This window comes from Streptomyces sp. NPDC016677 (assembly GCF_055562815.1).
The window spans coordinates 171,724-186,764 of record NZ_JBVHEO010000013.1 but is presented as its reverse complement, the minus strand read 5'-3'; the positions used below and the strand labels follow the sequence as shown (position 1 = coordinate 186,764).

The following is a 15,041-nucleotide window of genomic DNA, read 5'->3' as shown; positions in this document are numbered from 1 at the left end:
GGTACCGCCACGGCGCCGCCGCCGTGCGAGCATGCGTTCCTTGCGCTGTTCCAACGTCGGCGGTTCCCACTTGTGCCAGCCCACCGGAGGCTTCCAGCGCTGCGCATGCTCCCGCGCCTCAAGCCCACACCATCGGCAGCCATTCGGAGCAGGTATGCGCTGGTCAGGGCCATTTTGCTGGTCAGTCATGAGTCTCCCTCCCCCACATCCAGAGTCTTCCCTATGGCACTGACATCACCCCTAGCCGACGAGCGGTACATTCCATGCTAAACCGGGTGAAATAGGCGGGCTACTCGAGCCGATTCTGTTATCTCCGTCGCATTGGCAGCGCTTGTTCAGTCTCAGCTGCACCGCACTGTGTGCCCGCTTACCTTCGTACACCGGCGGTGATCGCTGTCCGAATAAGGCCAGCCTTCTAGCGGGTGGGTCGGCAGCGTGGCGCTCAACACGAGGCAGTGGACGTCGGATGGGGCCTGGGCTTTTTCTTGACACATCAACTGAAGGCGAGTTCACGGAAGGTGCTGCGAATCTCGGTTAATGGCCCACGATCTCTTGTGTAGTAAAGCTTGTTGGTCAGGAGCACCGCCCACCGGCCCCCGGTGGGGGAGATCCACATGCCTGTGCCGGTGAAGCCGTAGTGCACCCAGACGTCCTCCTCGGCGGTGGTACCGGGAGCGGGATGCCAGAACAAGCCACGAGCCGGCTGGAGCTCACCAGTCTCGATGGTCAGGGAGTGTGTGATCCACTCGCTGTCGAAACCAGCTCGCACATGGGACGCGGCAGGGCCGAGCATGTACCGGAGGAAGATGGCGAGGTCGTCGAGGACGGTGAAGACGCCGGCGATGCCGCAGACGCCGCCCAGAAGGCGGGCAGAGAAGTCGTGGGCGACTCCCTTGAGGTGGGTGTCGGTGTCCTGGTCGAGTTCGGTGGGAGCGCAGCGGGCGGCGAGGTCGGCGGGCAGGGGGCCGAAGCGGGTGCCGGTCATGCCCAGCGGGTGCCAGGTGCGGGCGGTGGCTAGCTGGTCCAAGGGGCTGCCGGAGAGGTGTTCGGCGAGGTAGCCGAGGATGAGGGCGGCTCGGTCGGTGTACTCGACGGCTTCGCCGGGTGCCCGGTGGAGTGCCTCGTGCAGTACTCCGCGGCGGATGTCGTCCGGGTTGGTGCCGTAGAGGTTCTTCAGCTGGGCTCGCAGTGGGACGCCGGCGGTGTGCGTCAGCAGATGCCGGGTGGTGACGGCTCCGAGTGAGTGCCCGGTGACCTCCTGCCAGAAGCTGCCGAGCGGCTGGTCGAGGTCGAGGGTTCCGTCCTCGTACAGAGCGCCGATGGAGGACCAGACGGCCAGGATCTTGGTGAGGCTGGCGGCGTCGAAGACGGTTTCGGCGCGCATCGGCACGTCCGGCTCGTCGGGGTCGAGGACGCCGGTGGCACCCTGGTCGAGGATGCCGGTGGCATCGCCGAGGGCCCACACGGCGCCCGGGTACACCTTGTCGCGGACCCCCTCGTCGAGTAGGGCTTCGATGCGGTCATGGTCGTACGTCATGGTCTCCCTCTTCGCCGGGGTATCCCGTCGGTCAGCGTAGTGACGCTCGCAGAGTGGTTCGGGTAGTGACGTGTCGGGACGTCTGACGGTCGGTTCAGGTGAGCTGTCGGCCGAGGTCGGTCAGGGATCGTGCGGTTGCCGAGAGGGGGTGGCGGGCCGCATTGGCATAGCCCGCCTGGCGCAGGTCGGACAGCAACCCAGGGGTCTTCATCAGCCGGTCGAGATCCCGTGCGAGGGCGGCGGAGTGGGTGAAGTCGGTGGTCATACCGGAAGCGGCGAGCGCCTCGCTGAGGCCGGGGACAGGCTGGTAAAGGACGGGGAGCCCGCACGCTTGGGCTTCCAGCGCGACCAGTCCCATGGCCTCCAGGGTGGTGGACGGCATGACCAGCACGTCGTGTTCGGTGAAGGCTTTCCACAGCTGTGGGCGGCGCAGCCAGCCGAGGTAGCGGACTCTTACGCCGGCTCGTTGCAGCAGCGGGGCCAGTGCGTGGAACTGGGCTCTGGGCGCGGCGACGCTCAGCTCGACACCGGGCACCGGGGCCAGACTCTTGATCAGGGCCTCACCACCCTTTTCGACGGTCAGGCGTCCTGCGTACAGGAGCCGCAGGTGGCTGCTGGAGGTGCGTGCCGGCCGGGCGGGTGGGGCGGTGAGCAGGTGGTCGGGGATGCCCCAGGGGATGTGGGTGATCTTGCGGCGTTCGATCTGCGGGGCGAGCTTGAGGAGGCGGTCGGCCATTGCGTTGGTCGGGACCACGATGGCGTCGGCGGCCCTGGCTGTTTCGCGCAGCACTTGGAGCTGGTCTCGGTGGGTCTCGGCGAAGAGCAGGTCCGTGCCGTGGACGAGGGCGATCCGAGGATGCGCGGGCAGAGCGCGGATGAGGGCAGGAGTGGCGCCGAATGCGAGGTGCTGCAAGTGGAGGACGCCGATCTGCGTGGGATCGAGTATGGCTGTGAGCGCTCTGCGCAGGGTGGCGACGTAGCGGCTGAAGGCCGTTCCTTCCAGACATTTGCCTGCTACTGGGAGCACGCTGAGTCCGGCGGGTGGCCGGGGAGCGTGATCAGGTGGTGCGAGCATGAAGGCGCGGGCCGGGATGAGGGGTTGTCGGCCGGTGTAGAGGTCGATGAAGAGCTCGACGCTGCCGCCGGGGCTTCCAACGGGGAGGTCCAGGAAGGTGGCAGCCATCGGGCCGGTGGCCGAGCGAGCGTTCACCGCGTGCCTCCGTCGATCTCCTCGTAGAGGCGCGAGACGTCGATGCCTTCCGTGGACGCGTACTTGGCGGGCTGATGCTGGTAGCTGGCCGGGGCGCCGAAGGCAGTGAGGAAGACGAGCTTGCCGAAGGTCATGCCCGGATACACGCGCACCGGTCGCGTGGCGCGGATCTCCAGCGTCCAGCGGATCGCATGGCCCTGGTGTCCGAGCGGAGCCGAGACGTGAACCCAGATGCCCAGGGACCCGGTGGTGCGGTCGCCGTTCAGTAGCTGCGCGTACGTCTCCGAACCGGTCCGCTCCAGCGTGATGCCGAGGTAGAGCAGGTCAGGGCGCAGTACGAGACCGGTGTCGGGGATGGGCTGCTCGGTGAAGGAGGTGGGGGTCGCGGCGTCGAGGTTGCCGTCGCAGACGCGGATCGTTTCGCCGAGCCGCCAGTCGTAGGCGTTGGGGGAGAGGCGGCTGGGCTCGTACGGGTCGATGGTGATCTCGTCGGCCTGGACGGCGGCGGCGATGGCGGGGCCGGTGAGGATCACGATGCCACCGCCTGGAGTCGGGCGAGGTCTCGCCAGTAGGCGGAGGGCTGCGGTCCTGCGGCGGCCTGGTACTTGCCGCGGTAGAGGTCGATGGCGCCGGTGGAGACGAAGAACATGATCTGCCCGATCTTCATGCCCTCGTATACGCGCAGCGGTCGGATCGGGGTGAGCATGAGCGTCCACTGGCCGTGGAAGCCGATGTCGCCGATGGGGGCGGTGATCTCGACGAACAGGCCGAGGCGTCCGACGGAGGAACGACCGAACAGCAGTGGCACGAAGGTGTCGGAGCCGACCTCTTCGAGGGTGTGGCCGAGGTAGAGCTCGCCTGGCTGGAGGATGTGCCCGTCGGAGCCGATGCTGGTTGCGTTTGTGGGGTTGGGCCGGTGTGGGTCCAGGACCGTGCTCGTGTAGGTGATCAGGGTGGGGCCCAGACGCACGTTGTAGCTGTTGGGGTTGACCTGGTCGGCGGCGAACGGGGTGATGCGGAGGCGGCCGTCGTGAGCGGCAGCGGTGATCTCCGGGCCGGTGAGGATCATTCGCTGTCTCCTTGCGCGGTGTCGGGAGCGGTGAGGACGTGCTGGACGGCCTGGTCCAGGCGCAGGCCGGCCTCGTGTGTGCGTCCGCCGAGGTAGGTGTCGGCGAGGTAGTCGGTGGTCAGCACGGTGGTGATGGCGTCCGGCAGGGGATAGGGGGCCGTGACGAGCGGACCGGACTGGGCGGTCAGATCTGACAGCAGGCCACGGAGGTCGCTGCGTGCCGGCTCAGGTACGTGGGCGTGCACCAGCTGGTTGGCGAACGGCTCGATGGAGAACAGGTCGCCCTGGGTGAGTGTGTCGCCGAGCGGGACGGCACGTAGTGCCGTCTCGTTGAGGATGACCGTGTCTGACCCGAGTGCCGTACGCAGGCGGGCGGTGAGCTCCAAGAGCAGGCTGCGCCGGTCGAGGGGCTGGTGGCGGTACGCCGGACTGATCGGGCCGAGGACGGCGGCCAGCTGCTGTTTGACGTTTTCGATGAGGGAGCGCAGATCCGCAAGCTGCATGGGAAAGCGGCTCGGGGCCCGATTTGGGAAGGATGTAGTGCCGGCACCCCATCCCGTGCCTACGGGTGTCGCGATCGCGTAGCCGTCGGCGAGTTCCCGACCCTTGGCGACCAGGGTGCCGTCGACTCGGACCGGTCCGTACTGATCGCTGTGGCAGTGCCCGGCGAAGACCACGTCGAGGAACGGACAGGCCGCCGCGAGTTTCCGGTCCTCGTCGAAGCCGGAATGGCTGAGCAGGACCCAGCTGTCCACCTCGTGGTGGTGGGCGCGCATGACCTCGCGCAGGGACTGCAGGGGATCGGTGACGCATTGGCCGGCTCGCTGGGCAGCCGGGATCGAGTGGAAGGCTTGCCGGCCGATCACCGCGGTTACGCCGACGCGCCGTCCATCGATGTCGGCAATGCACAGGCGGCGGAACAGAACGTCGCCGGTGTTGGCATCCACAGCATTGGCGCAGACAGTGCGCCGGTGAAGGTCGGGTTCGAAGTAGTGGGGCCAGCCGTGGTTGCCGGGGGCCAGCACGTCATACAGCCTGAGCAGGATCCCCCGCTCGATCGTGCCGCGGGCGAGGCGGTAGTACCCGCTGCCTTCGAAGAAGTCACCGCAGTCCACGATGAGGGAAGTCGGCCGCAGCGAGTGGAGGTGGGTCAGGAACGGCGCGGCGTTGTCGAAGGCGGAGTGGACGTCCGTTGTGGCAACGATCTGGCCAAGGTTGCGCCCGTCGGTGGTCATGGGGTGACCTCGCAGATGTCGGCGCCCAGGGTGTGGAGCTTGCCGGGCAGGTCAGCGTGGCCGCGACGGAGTTGGTCGAGGCCGCCGAGGGTGGTGACGCCGTGGGCGCTGAGGCCGGCGACCATGAGGGCGGATCCGGTTCGGATGTCGGTGGCCTCCACGCCCGTTCCGGTCAGCCGTTGCGGACCGCTAAGGCGGCACTCGGTCGAGGAGATTTCCTCGATATCCGCCCCGAGGCGGGCCAACTGCGGCAGAAGATTGCCGTGGCGACCCGGGTTGATGGCGTCGGCGAACAGGTGGGTACCGGGCAGGCCGAGGGCCAGTGCCATGAGTGGTGGTTCGAAGTCGGCGTCCAAGCCGCCCGGCCTGAGCGAGGCGGTGGCCCGTAAAGGGCGGCTGGCCAAGCGGCCGTCCTGGGCGTTCACGGTGAGAGTGTCCGCCTCGCTGACGGCGGAGATTCCCAGTCGGTGCAGGGCGGCCACGAGGGGGCCCAGGTCGTCGGCTCGCGCGCCTCGGATGCGCGCGCTTCCGCCGGTGGTGGCGACTGCACAGGCGAGTGTCCCTGCCTCCACCTTGTCTCCCGGCACTACCCATGCGGCGTCGCTCGGTGCCGAGGAAGGCGGCGAGAGGGCGAGCAGGCGCTCGCCGGCCCGAGTTTCCCAACCCGCCGCCTGCAGGGCCTCCAGCACATACAGCACTTCCGGCGAGAGATTGGGCTCGCCCAGCCGCAGAGGCCGGCCGGTGGTGACGGCTCGAAGCAGGGCGGCCACCGTCGCCCCGCGCGAGCGGAACGGCAGCACCAGGGACACGGTGCCATAGCGACGTCTGGCGGCCTCGACGCGGTATCCGGAGTCATCCAAGACACTCCGGTCGCCGAATGCCTCGTACACCTTGAAGTGCAGATCCATCCCGCGTGCGCCGATCCGGCAGCCTCCCGGCCACGGCAGCCGTGCCTCTCCGTGCCGGGCGAGCAGGGCCGGCACCAGGTAGTACGAGGCACGGATACGCGCGGCCTGGGGCAGGTGGGGGCGCACGGGCTGGTTTTCAGTCGGCAGAATCACCGCCGCAGTCGGCTCCCCGACCGGCTGCGCTACGTGCCAGCCCGACTCTTGGAGCAGCGCGAGCATGGTCTGCACGTCCGTGTTGGCAGGGATGTTGTTCAGCCTGACCGGACAGCCGAGGGCAGACGCGGCGGCCACCAGCGGGAGCGCCGCGTTCTTGGAGCCGTCGACAGTCACAGTGCCGGTGAGCGGTGGGCCCGGACGAACGGCGATCACCTCGGCGGTCGCGCCGGGGACGCGAGTGGTCGTCATCAGCAACTCCTCTGTGCAACAAGGGGGGACACGGTCGGATGGTCCGGGTTGGTGGGCAGTGCGATCTCGGCCCAGCAGCACTTCCCGACCGCCGTCGGCTCGACGCCGTACCGATCCGCGAGCGCGGCCACGAGGAACAGACCTCGGCCGCTCTCGCTACACGGATCCGGGAGACCCGGCCGGGGCAGCTCCGGGCAGTCGTCACAGACTTCGATCCGCAGTGACTGCTCGTCGAGACGGACGGACAGGGAAACCGGGCCGGCTTCGGCGTGTCGGACCGCATTGGTGATGAACTCACTGATCACGAGTTCGGCGGTGTGCACCACCTCGTTGCCCAGCACCGTGTCCCAGCCCTCTATCGCGTCCACGGCCCGGTGCCGGGCGGCGGTGACCGCGGTCGGTGTGGCGGATACGGAGAGTGCGAACTGGTGCGCTTTCACGAGCTGCCTCCTGGATCGGTGCTGCTCCAGGCAACCGCTTCGGAGGCAAGCGGGACCATGCCGTGTGCCGGGGCCGCATCACTTATGCAGGAGCTGCATCGCGGCCAATCGATGCTCGGTTACGCTCAGTTGATCAGGCAGGAGCGGCGACGGCAGAAGGGGCCGTGGCACAGATGGCCGACGCACAGAGTGAAGCCGGACGGATCGGCGAAGTCATCCGTCAGGCACGCGTATTACAGCGGCGCTCGCAGAAGGACGTCGCCACCGCACTGGGCTACCACCAGTCGAAGGTGAGCCGCCTGGAGAACGGCAGGGGCACGGAGGACGTGCGCGTGCTGCGCGAGATCGCGAAGGTACTGGACATCCCACCGCAACGCCTCGGTCTCGCCGCTGCCCCCGACGCCAGCCCCAGCGATCCCGGAACCGAGGACATGCACCGCCGCACCTTCCTTGCCGCGAGCGTCACCGCGCTCGCGGCAACGCCGACGCCAACCGTGGCACACCACGACCTGATCCGAGTCCTGCTGCCGGGACCGAGCCCCGCCGCCACCGGTGACTCCTCCGGTATCGACGAGCTGCGGGAGCGAGCGCGGACCGTGCGTCGGCTGTTCTGCATGTGCGACTACGCGAAACTGGAGCAGGCTCTGCCGGGCCTCATCGCCGACCTGCGCCAGGTCGTTGGCGGCTCCTCCGGTTCGGCGGAGGCGTCCGGGTTGCTCGCGACCGCCTATCAGACGTCGGTGAGCCTGTTGCTGAAGCGAGCCGACCAGGGCAACGCCTGGCTGGCGGCCGGCCGCGCCATGGCCGAGGCGGAAAGGTCCGGGGACCCTGTCGTGCTCGCCGCCAGCGTCCGCGTTCACGCTCACGTGCTCGTACGGGAGAAGCACACAGCCCAAGCCGTGAACATGGTTCGCCACACCGTTGACCAGCTCAGCGGTTCCTATGACCAACGCTCGCCCCGATACCTGGCATCGGTCGGCCTGCTGCTGCTCCGCGGAGCTACCGCCGCCAGCAGAAACGGCGACCGCGACACCACCCAAGACTTTCTCACCGAGGCCAAAGACGTGGCCCGCTACGTCGCATTCGACAGGCCGGACGCCTGGGCGAACTTCAGCCCGACCAACGTAGCCTTGCACGAGATCAGCGCGGCTGTCTCATTCGGCGACGCCGGAATCGCCCTCCGAACCGCTCGACCTCTCATGCGGCGGCATATCCCCGTTCCCGAGCGACGGGCCGCGCTCTGGGTGGAGGCCGCCCGCGCCTACAGTCAGCAGGGCAGACTCGCCGACGGCTATCAGGCCCTGCGCATCGCCGAGAGTTGCGCGGCACAGGACGTCCGCCGCCCGGCCGTACGCGAACTGGTCGCTGACATGGCAGCCCGCGACCGCCGCCGGGCACTGCCCGAGCTCCATCACTTCAGCCGCCAACTGGGAGTGCCCGCGTGAGTGACCAGCACGACAAGCCGTTGCTCCAGATCGTGGTCTGTGCGGCCGGGGTCGCCGCCGATGTCGGCCGGCTGATCAACGCGGCCCAGGAACGCCAGTGGGACGTCGGCGTCGTAGCCACCCCGCATGGACTCGGTTTCCTTGACGCGGAGGCAGTCGAGGCCCAGACCGGCCGCCCCATCCGCTCGGCCTGGCGGTCACCGGGTGAGCCACGCCCGAGCCGGCCTGCGGATGCGATCGCGGTCGCCCCGGCCACCTTCAACACGGTCAACAAGTGGGCCGCCGGGATCTCCGACAACCTCGCGCTGGGGATCCTGTGCGAAGCGCCCGCCATGGGCGTTCCGATCGCCGTACTGCCGTATCTGAACTCCGCCCAGGCCGCCCACCCGGCGTACCACCAGAGTCTGCAACGGCTGCGCGAGATGGGTGTCCTGGTCGGCTCCTACGAGCCTCACCGGCCGAAGGCGGGCGGCGGGGCCGACCGCTACCGCTGGGAGGAGGTGCTGGAACTGCTCGCCCCCAGACTGTCTGCGCGGTCGTGACCAGCGCCGCCGTGCTCGCGGCTGGGCGGGATCCGCAGACCCCGCCCGTACCCACCGAGGCCATCGAGACCACCGGCTCAGGGCCACACCAGGCAGTACGCCTGATGCCCCGCCTCATGCAGCCGGTGGCTGAAGTCCTGCCACTCGTGCAGCAGTTGGTACACGTTGAACGCGTCCCGCGGCCCGCCCCGGTCCGGGACCGTCGACCAGATGAAGGCCGCCGCGCCGACCGCCTCCTCGCCAATGCCGCGCAGGGGGTCGACGACGGTCATCGGGAGCTTCACGACGGCGTAGTCGGGGTGGAGGACGACGAGTTCGAGCGGGGGGACCCGGTGGAGGGGGACGCCCTCGATGCCGGTGAGGACCATGGCCGCCATGGTCTCCGGCTTGATCTTGGTGAACATGCCGTTCATGCCGAGCTCGTCGCCGCCGAGTTCCTCGGGACGCATGGAGATCGGGACGCGGGCCGCGGTCGCGCCGTCGGGCGCGCCGAAGTATTTGTACGTCACCCCCACCCGACCACCATTCCTGCTCCCGGCCCTGAGCCGGTCGACCCCGCGGTCGAGCCGCTCGGGCTCATTCGGTCCAGCGTGTGCCTGACGTCTCTCGGTCGTTTCCTCCGCCTCGCGTCGGTGCCTGCCCCGCCGGGCGCGTCGAGGACCCAGGTCGTCGGTCCCCTCGCCCAGTCCGCCACCGCGATGCATATCTCCACCCGACTGCTTTTCTAGGACGCGTGGCCCCGGCCGCGCAACCCGATCATCGTGTCAGTGACCTCCCCCACGGCCGCCAGCCGAAACGTGCGGTGAGACATCCTGTCCGCGCGCCCCTGTGAACTGGGTGTATCAGCTGTATCAGCTGTCTCCGGCTTACGGCCTGTTCCGGTCCGCTCCCAGTCTTGCAGACGACACGGCTCCGGTAACGGTTGTCCGATCATCGGGCGGGTCACGGTCCGGATCATCGGTCGGATCGCGGGTCGGGTCACGGTCCGGATCATCGGTCGGATCGCGGGTCGGATCGCGGGTCGGATCGCGGTCCGGATCATCGGTCGGATCGAGGTCCGGATCACGGGTCGCCCGCGGATGCTCCTCCGGCCCCCTCCCGACCCCCACCCGCCCCCCACGCCCGCCCCCGGCACCACCCGTCCGCTGGCCTACCCTGAGGAGGTCACCCCCGCAACCGGAGTCCGAGAAGTCGGAGAAGGTCGAGAAGGTCGGAGAAGTCGCAGGTCATGAGCGAACTGGCATATCCATACGAAGCACCGGCCTCGCAGGCGCTGTTCGACCGTGCCGCGGCCGTCACGCCCGGCGGGGTGAACTCCCCGGTGCGGGCCTTCGGCGCGGTGGGCGGCACCCCGCGGTTCATGGTGTCCGGCACCGGGCCGTACCTGACCGACGCCGACGGCCGGGAGTACGTGGACCTGGTCTGCTCCTGGGGTCCGATGATCCTCGGGCACGCGCACCCCGAGGTGGTCGCCGCCGTACAGGAGGCGGTCGCGCGCGGGACGTCGTTCGGCACGCCCGCCGAGGGGGAGGTCGCGCTCGCCGAGGCCATGGTCGAGCGGGTCGCGCCGCTGGAGCAGGTGCGGCTGGTGTCCAGCGGGACCGAGGCGACCATGTCGGCGATCCGGCTGGCCCGCGGGTTCACGCGGCGCACCAAGGTCGTCAAGTTCGCCGGGTGCTACCACGGCCACGTCGACTCGCTGCTCGCCGCGGCCGGCAGCGGGGTCGCCACCTTCGCGCTGCCCGACACCCCCGGCGTCACCGGCGCCCAGGCGAGCGACACGATCGTGCTGCCGTACAACGACCTCGACGCCGTGTACGCCGCCTTCGCCGCCCACCCCGGTGAGATCGCCTGCGTCATCACCGAGGCGTCGCCGGGCAACATGGGCGTCGTACCGCCGCTGCCCGGCTTCAACCAGGGGCTGAAGGACGCCTGCGCCGCCAACGGCGCGCTGTTCGTCTCCGACGAGGTGATGACCGGCTTCCGGACCAGCCGCGCCGGATGGTACGGGGTGGAAGGCGTCGTCCCCGACCTGATGACCTTCGGCAAGGTGATGGGAGGCGGCTTCCCCGCCGCCGCCTTCGGGGGGCGCGCGGACGTCATGGCGCACCTCGCCCCGGCCGGCCCCGTCTACCAGGCCGGCACCCTCTCCGGGAACCCGGTCGCGACCGCCGCTGGCCTCGCCCAGCTCCGGCTCCTCGACGAGGCGGTGTACGACAGGATCAACGCCACCTCCGCCCAGATCCAGGGCCTGGTCGGCGAGGCGCTCGGCAAGGAGGGGGTGGCGCACACGATCCAGACCGCCTCCAACATGTTCTCCGTCTTCTTCACCGACGGCCCGGTGCGGAACTACGCGGACGCCAAGGCGCAGGAGTCCTTCCGCTTCACCGCCTTCTTCCACTCCCTCCTCGCGAACGGCGTCTACCTGCCGCCGTCCTCCTTCGAGTCCTGGTTCGTGTCCGCCGCGCACGACGAGCGGGCCGTGCAGCGGATCGCCGACGCCCTGCCGGCGGCGGCCCGGGCGGCGGCGGAGGCGACCGCATGAGCAGCGCCGACCGCGACCACGACATCACCGTCGTCCACCTGATGCGGCACGGCGAGGTGGAGAACCCCGGCGGCGTGCTGTACGGCCGGCTGCCCGGCTACCACCTCTCCGAGCTGGGCCGGCGGATGGCCGACCGGGTCGCCGAGCACCTCGCCCCGCGCGACGTGACGTACGTCGTCGCCTCGCCGCTGGAGCGGGCGCAGGAGACGGCGACCCCGATCGCCAAGGAGCACGGGCTCGACCTGGACACCGACGAGCGCCTCATCGAGGCCGCCAACGTCTTCCAGGGCAAGACCTTCGGCATCGGCGACGGCGCGCTGCGCCGCCCCGCCAACTGGCGGCACGTGGTCAACCCGTTCAGGCCGTCCTGGGGCGAGCCGTACGTCGACCAGGTGGTGCGGATGAAGGCGGCGCTGGACACGGCCAAGGACCGGGCCCGCGGGCACGAGGCCGTCGTCGTCAGCCACCAGCTGCCGATCTGGATCGTGCGGTCCTACATCGAGCGGCGCCGGCTGTGGCACGACCCGCGCAAGCGGCAGTGCACGCTCGCGTCCCTGACGACGTTCACGTACCAGGGCGACCGGATCGTGTCGGTCGGGTACTCCGAGCCCGCCCGTGACCTGGTCCCCGCCCACCTGCTCGCCGGCGCCAAGCCGGTAAAGGGGAAGGGCAAGGCCTTCGGGGCCTGAGCGGTCCAGGGCCCCGGGCCCCGGGCCCCGGGCCCCGGGCCCCGGGCCCCGGGCCTCGTGCCTCGGGCCCCGGGCCAGGGTCCAGGGCCCAGGGTGCCGAGGCGCGGCCCGGCATTGCCCACGTCGCGGCAGGTCACGTCACGAAATCCGCACGTATTTCCGGAACCCGCCCGTTCGTCGCGTCCTCTCACTGGGTGACCAGCACAGGACGTGACGAACGGGGACACCATGCCCACCACCACCCGCCGGATCCTCAGCCGCCGCAGCGCGCTCGGCCTCGGCGCGGGCGCCGCCGCGGCCGTCGGACTCACGGGCTGCGGCGGCGCCGGTACCTCGGACGGCCCGGGGCCACAGGCGGCCGGTTCCCCCACCCGGCAGGCGCCGGCCCCGACCGCGACCGCCCGCCCCCTCGGCGACGGCTCCACGGAGTTCACCGGCAAGCAGCCCCACCAGCCCGCCGCGCCCGAGCCGCTGGAGCCGGGCCAGGCGCCGCCGCAGTTCGTGGTCTTCTCCTGGGACGGCGCCGGCGAGGTCGGCAACGGCCTCTTCCCGCGCTTCCTCGAACTCGCCCGGGAACACGACACGCACATGACCTTCTTCCTCTCCGGGCTCTACCTCCTGCCCGAGTCGAAGAAGCGCCTGTACGAACCGCCGAACAACCCGCGCGGCGCCTCCGACATCGGCTACCTCACCGACGCCCACATCAAGGAGACGCTGAAGAACGTCCGCCGGGCGTGGCTGGACGGGCACGAGATCGGCACCCACTTCAACGGGCACTTCTGCGCCGGTTCCGGCTCCGTCGCCCACTGGACCCCCGCGCAGTGGCGCGACGAGATCGACCAGGCGAAGAAGTTCGTGACCGAGTGGCGCACCCACACCGGCTGGACCGACCTGCCCGCCCTCCCCTTCGACTACGACAAGGAACTGGCCGGCGGCCGCACCCCCTGTCTGCTCGGCCAGGAGAACCTGCTGCCCACCGCCCGCGAGCTGGGCTGGCGCTACGACGCCTCCTCGCCCGGCGGCCGGCAGGTGTGGCCGGTGAAGCGGGACGGGATCTGGGACCTGCCGCTCCAGCAGATACCTTTCCCCGGACATTCCTTCGAGGTCCTGTCGATGGACTACAACATGCTGGCCAACCAGTCCGTCAACTCGACCAAGGCCCCGCCCGCCAACTACCCGGGCTGGCGCGAGCAGGCCGCCCAGTCGTACATATCCGGCTTCCAGCGGGCATACGAGACGAACCGGGCCCCCTTCTTCATCGGCAACCACTTCGAGGAGTGGAACGGCGGCATCTACATGGACGCCGTGGAAGAGGCGCTCCGGCACATCGCGCGGGAGAAGGAGAAGGGCGGCGACATCCGGCTGGTCTCCTTCCGGCAGTTCACCGACTGGCTGGACGCCCAGCGGCCCGAGGTGCTCGGCAAGCTGCGCACGCTGGAGGTCGGCACCGCACCGGCCGGCGGCTGGAAGACCTTCCTGAAAGCGGCCCCCACCAGCGCCTGAGGTGCGGTTACGCGGTCGCGAGGGGGGTGCGCAAGATCCTCGGAACGGACATGCGAAACTTTTCACATGAGTGCCGCCAGCCGTTCCCCCCTGGGTTCCTCGATCTCCCTGGGGCTCCTGGGTTCGAACCGCACCACCGCTCGCGTCCGCCGCCGCGCCGCCCTGGCCACCGGTGCCGTCGCCGGCGCGCTGCTCGTCTCCGCGTGCGGCTCCGGCGGGACCTCGGGCGGTGGCGGGGACACCCACTACATCACCGGCGCGGACGGCGTCGCCACGGTGGACAAGGGCGACCGCACCGCCATCCCCGACCTCTCCGGCGAGACCGTCGACGGCGAGCAGCTCGACGTCGACGACTACCGGGGCAAGGTCGTCGTCCTCAACGTATGGGGCTCCTGGTGCCCGCCCTGCCGCGCCGAGGCCAAGAACTTCGAGAAGGTCTACCAGGACGTCAAGGACCAGGGCGTCCAGTTCGTCGGCATCAACACCCGCGACACCTCCACCGGCCCCGCCAAGGCCTTCGAGAAGGAGTACGGGATCAGCTACCCGAGCCTGTACGACCCGGCCGGCAAGCTGATGCTCCGCTTCGAGAAGGGCACCCTCAACCCGCAGGCCATCCCCTCCACCCTGGTCATAGACCGCGACGGGAAGATCGCCGCGCGCACCCTCCAGGCCCTCAGCGAGGAGAAGCTGCGCACGATGCTCAAGCCGGTCCTGGCGGAGAAGTGAGCGGGGACGTGACGTGACTGCCGCCCTGTCCACCCTCGCCGCCGACCCCGGCGAGACCGTACGCAGCGGCGCGCTGCTGCTCGCCCTGCCGATCGCGCTCCTCGGCGGCCTCGTCTCCTTCTTCTCGCCCTGCGTGCTGCCCCTGGTCCCCGGCTACCTCTCCTACGTGACCGGGGTCACCGGCACCGACCTCGCCGACGCCCGGCGCGGGCGCATGGCGATCGGCGCGTCCCTCTTCGTCCTGGGCTTCACGGCCGTGTTCGTCTCCGGCGGCGCGCTGTTCGGGTTCTTCGGGCAGACGCTCCAGGAGGAGCGCTCCGTCCTGACCAAGGTGCTCGGCGTCCTCATGGTCGTCCTGGGCGTCTTCTTCATGGGCCTGATGCCCTGGCTCACCCAGCGCGAGTTCCGCTTCCACAAGCGGCCCGCGGCCGGGCTGGTCGGCGCCCCGCTGCTCGGCGCGCTGTTCGGCATCGGCTGGACACCGTGCATCGGCCCCACCCTCGCCTCGGTCCTGGCGCTCTCCTCCGACCAGGCCAGCGCCGGGCGCGGCGCCATACTGACCGTGGCCTACTGCCTCGGCCTCGGCGTCCCCTTCGTGCTCGCCGCGGTCGCCTTCCGCAAGGCGCTGGGCGCCTTCGGCTGGGTCAAGCGCCACTACGTCTGGGTGATGCGGATCGGCGGCATCATGATGATCGCCACCGGGCTGCTGCTGCTGACCGGCGCGTGGGACAGCATCGTGCAGCAGATGCAGACCTGGTCCAACGGCTTCACTGTAGGGATCTGACGC

The 15,041-nt window shown here is 69.8% G+C and carries 15 protein-coding genes; 7 read left to right on the top strand and 8 right to left on the bottom strand.

Going from position 1 to position 15,041, the window contains the following annotated elements; genetic code table 11:
* Positions 1-493: 493 nt before the first annotated feature.
* From ACZ3IG_RS28135 to ACZ3IG_RS28105, 7 genes are all read right to left on the bottom strand, one after another.
* The gene (locus ACZ3IG_RS28135) at positions 494-1,537 is read right to left on the bottom strand and encodes a serine hydrolase domain-containing protein (protein ID WP_467435522.1); all 1,044 of its coding nucleotides are present in this window, start codon (positions 1,535-1,537) and stop codon (positions 494-496) included.
* Positions 1,538-1,631: 94 nt separating this feature from the next.
* Positions 1,632-2,720 (bottom strand): glycosyltransferase family 4 protein, encoded by a 1,089-nt coding sequence (locus ACZ3IG_RS28130; protein ID WP_467435553.1) that lies wholly within the window; start codon positions 2,718-2,720, stop codon positions 1,632-1,634.
* Between the two features lie 23 nt (positions 2,721-2,743).
* Entirely contained in the window at positions 2,744-3,280 is a 537-nt protein-coding gene (locus tag ACZ3IG_RS28125) for a dCTP deaminase (RefSeq protein ID WP_467435521.1), read from the bottom strand.
* Positions 3,277-3,816, bottom strand: a complete 540-nt coding sequence (dcd, locus tag ACZ3IG_RS28120) for a dCTP deaminase (RefSeq protein WP_031045339.1) — start codon at positions 3,814-3,816, stop codon at positions 3,277-3,279. The genes ACZ3IG_RS28125 and dcd overlap by 4 nt, the downstream gene beginning before the upstream one ends.
* Positions 3,813-5,051 (bottom strand): metallophosphoesterase, encoded by a 1,239-nt coding sequence (locus ACZ3IG_RS28115; RefSeq protein ID WP_467435520.1) that lies wholly within the window; start codon positions 5,049-5,051, stop codon positions 3,813-3,815. Before ACZ3IG_RS28115 ends, dcd begins: the two co-directional genes overlap by 4 nt.
* On the bottom strand, positions 5,048-6,364 hold the full coding sequence (locus tag ACZ3IG_RS28110; protein WP_467435519.1) for a UDP-N-acetylglucosamine 1-carboxyvinyltransferase: 1,317 nt from the start codon (positions 6,362-6,364) through the stop codon (positions 5,048-5,050). Before ACZ3IG_RS28110 ends, ACZ3IG_RS28115 begins: the two co-directional genes overlap by 4 nt.
* Positions 6,364-6,804 carry an ATP-binding protein gene (locus tag ACZ3IG_RS28105; RefSeq protein WP_467435517.1) on the bottom strand — a complete coding sequence of 147 codons (441 nt, stop codon included), beginning with the start codon at positions 6,802-6,804 and terminating at the stop codon, positions 6,364-6,366. The genes ACZ3IG_RS28110 and ACZ3IG_RS28105 overlap by 1 nt, the downstream gene beginning before the upstream one ends.
* 173 nt (positions 6,805-6,977) lie before the next feature.
* Between ACZ3IG_RS28105 and ACZ3IG_RS28100 the strand changes: the two genes are divergently transcribed.
* Positions 6,978-8,249 carry a helix-turn-helix domain-containing protein gene (locus tag ACZ3IG_RS28100; protein WP_467435515.1) on the top strand — a complete coding sequence of 424 codons (1,272 nt, stop codon included), beginning with the start codon at positions 6,978-6,980 and terminating at the stop codon, positions 8,247-8,249.
* On the top strand, positions 8,246-8,791 hold the full coding sequence (locus tag ACZ3IG_RS28095) for a flavoprotein (protein WP_467435513.1): 546 nt from the start codon (positions 8,246-8,248) through the stop codon (positions 8,789-8,791). The genes ACZ3IG_RS28100 and ACZ3IG_RS28095 overlap by 4 nt, the downstream gene beginning before the upstream one ends.
* A 77-nt stretch (positions 8,792-8,868) precedes the next feature.
* On the opposite strand, the gene ACZ3IG_RS28090 is transcribed toward ACZ3IG_RS28095, so the two are convergent.
* Positions 8,869-9,306 (bottom strand): hypothetical protein, encoded by a 438-nt coding sequence (locus tag ACZ3IG_RS28090; RefSeq protein WP_320783167.1) that lies wholly within the window; start codon positions 9,304-9,306, stop codon positions 8,869-8,871.
* Positions 9,307-10,019: 713 nt separating this feature from the next.
* Here ACZ3IG_RS28090 and hemL point away from each other — a divergent pair.
* The 5 genes from hemL (at position 10,020) to ACZ3IG_RS28065 (ending at position 15,038) form a co-directional block, all read left to right on the top strand.
* A complete protein-coding gene (gene hemL, locus ACZ3IG_RS28085; protein ID WP_467435511.1) occupies positions 10,020-11,336 on the top strand; it encodes a glutamate-1-semialdehyde 2,1-aminomutase in 1,317 nt (438 codons plus the stop codon).
* Entirely contained in the window at positions 11,333-12,025 is a 693-nt protein-coding gene (locus tag ACZ3IG_RS28080; protein ID WP_467435509.1) for a histidine phosphatase family protein, read from the top strand. Before hemL ends, ACZ3IG_RS28080 begins: the two co-directional genes overlap by 4 nt.
* 228 nt (positions 12,026-12,253) lie before the next feature.
* Positions 12,254-13,528 (top strand): polysaccharide deacetylase family protein, encoded by a 1,275-nt coding sequence (locus ACZ3IG_RS28075; protein WP_467435507.1) that lies wholly within the window; start codon positions 12,254-12,256, stop codon positions 13,526-13,528.
* A 66-nt stretch (positions 13,529-13,594) separates the two neighbouring features.
* Positions 13,595-14,254 carry a TlpA family protein disulfide reductase gene (locus ACZ3IG_RS28070; RefSeq protein WP_467435506.1) on the top strand — a complete coding sequence of 220 codons (660 nt, stop codon included), beginning with the start codon at positions 13,595-13,597 and terminating at the stop codon, positions 14,252-14,254.
* Positions 14,255-14,267: 13 nt separating this feature from the next.
* Positions 14,268-15,038: a cytochrome c biogenesis CcdA family protein gene (locus tag ACZ3IG_RS28065; RefSeq protein ID WP_467435505.1), complete on the top strand. Its 771-nt coding sequence runs from the start codon at positions 14,268-14,270 to the stop codon at positions 15,036-15,038.
* Positions 15,039-15,041: the final 3 nt, after the last annotated feature.

Coding starts and splice junctions, on each gene's coding strand:
- ACZ3IG_RS28115 (WP_467435520.1), bottom strand. CDS start 5,051: ATGACCACCGACGGGCGCAACCTTGGCCAGATCGTTGCCACAACGGAC.
- ACZ3IG_RS28100 (WP_467435515.1), top strand. CDS start 6,978: ATGGCCGACGCACAGAGTGAAGCCGGACGGATCGGCGAAGTCATCCGT.
- ACZ3IG_RS28130 (WP_467435553.1), bottom strand. CDS start 2,720: ATGGCTGCCACCTTCCTGGACCTCCCCGTTGGAAGCCCCGGCGGCAGC.
- ACZ3IG_RS28135 (WP_467435522.1), bottom strand. CDS start 1,537: ATGACGTACGACCATGACCGCATCGAAGCCCTACTCGACGAGGGGGTC.
- ACZ3IG_RS28075 (WP_467435507.1), top strand. CDS start 12,254: ATGCCCACCACCACCCGCCGGATCCTCAGCCGCCGCAGCGCGCTCGGC.
- ACZ3IG_RS28070 (WP_467435506.1), top strand. CDS start 13,595: ATGAGTGCCGCCAGCCGTTCCCCCCTGGGTTCCTCGATCTCCCTGGGG.
- dcd (WP_031045339.1), bottom strand. CDS start 3,816: ATGATCCTCACCGGCCCGGAGATCACCGCTGCCGCTCACGACGGCCGC.
- ACZ3IG_RS28110 (WP_467435519.1), bottom strand. CDS start 6,364: ATGACGACCACTCGCGTCCCCGGCGCGACCGCCGAGGTGATCGCCGTT.
- hemL (WP_467435511.1), top strand. CDS start 10,020: ATGAGCGAACTGGCATATCCATACGAAGCACCGGCCTCGCAGGCGCTG.
- ACZ3IG_RS28080 (WP_467435509.1), top strand. CDS start 11,333: ATGAGCAGCGCCGACCGCGACCACGACATCACCGTCGTCCACCTGATG.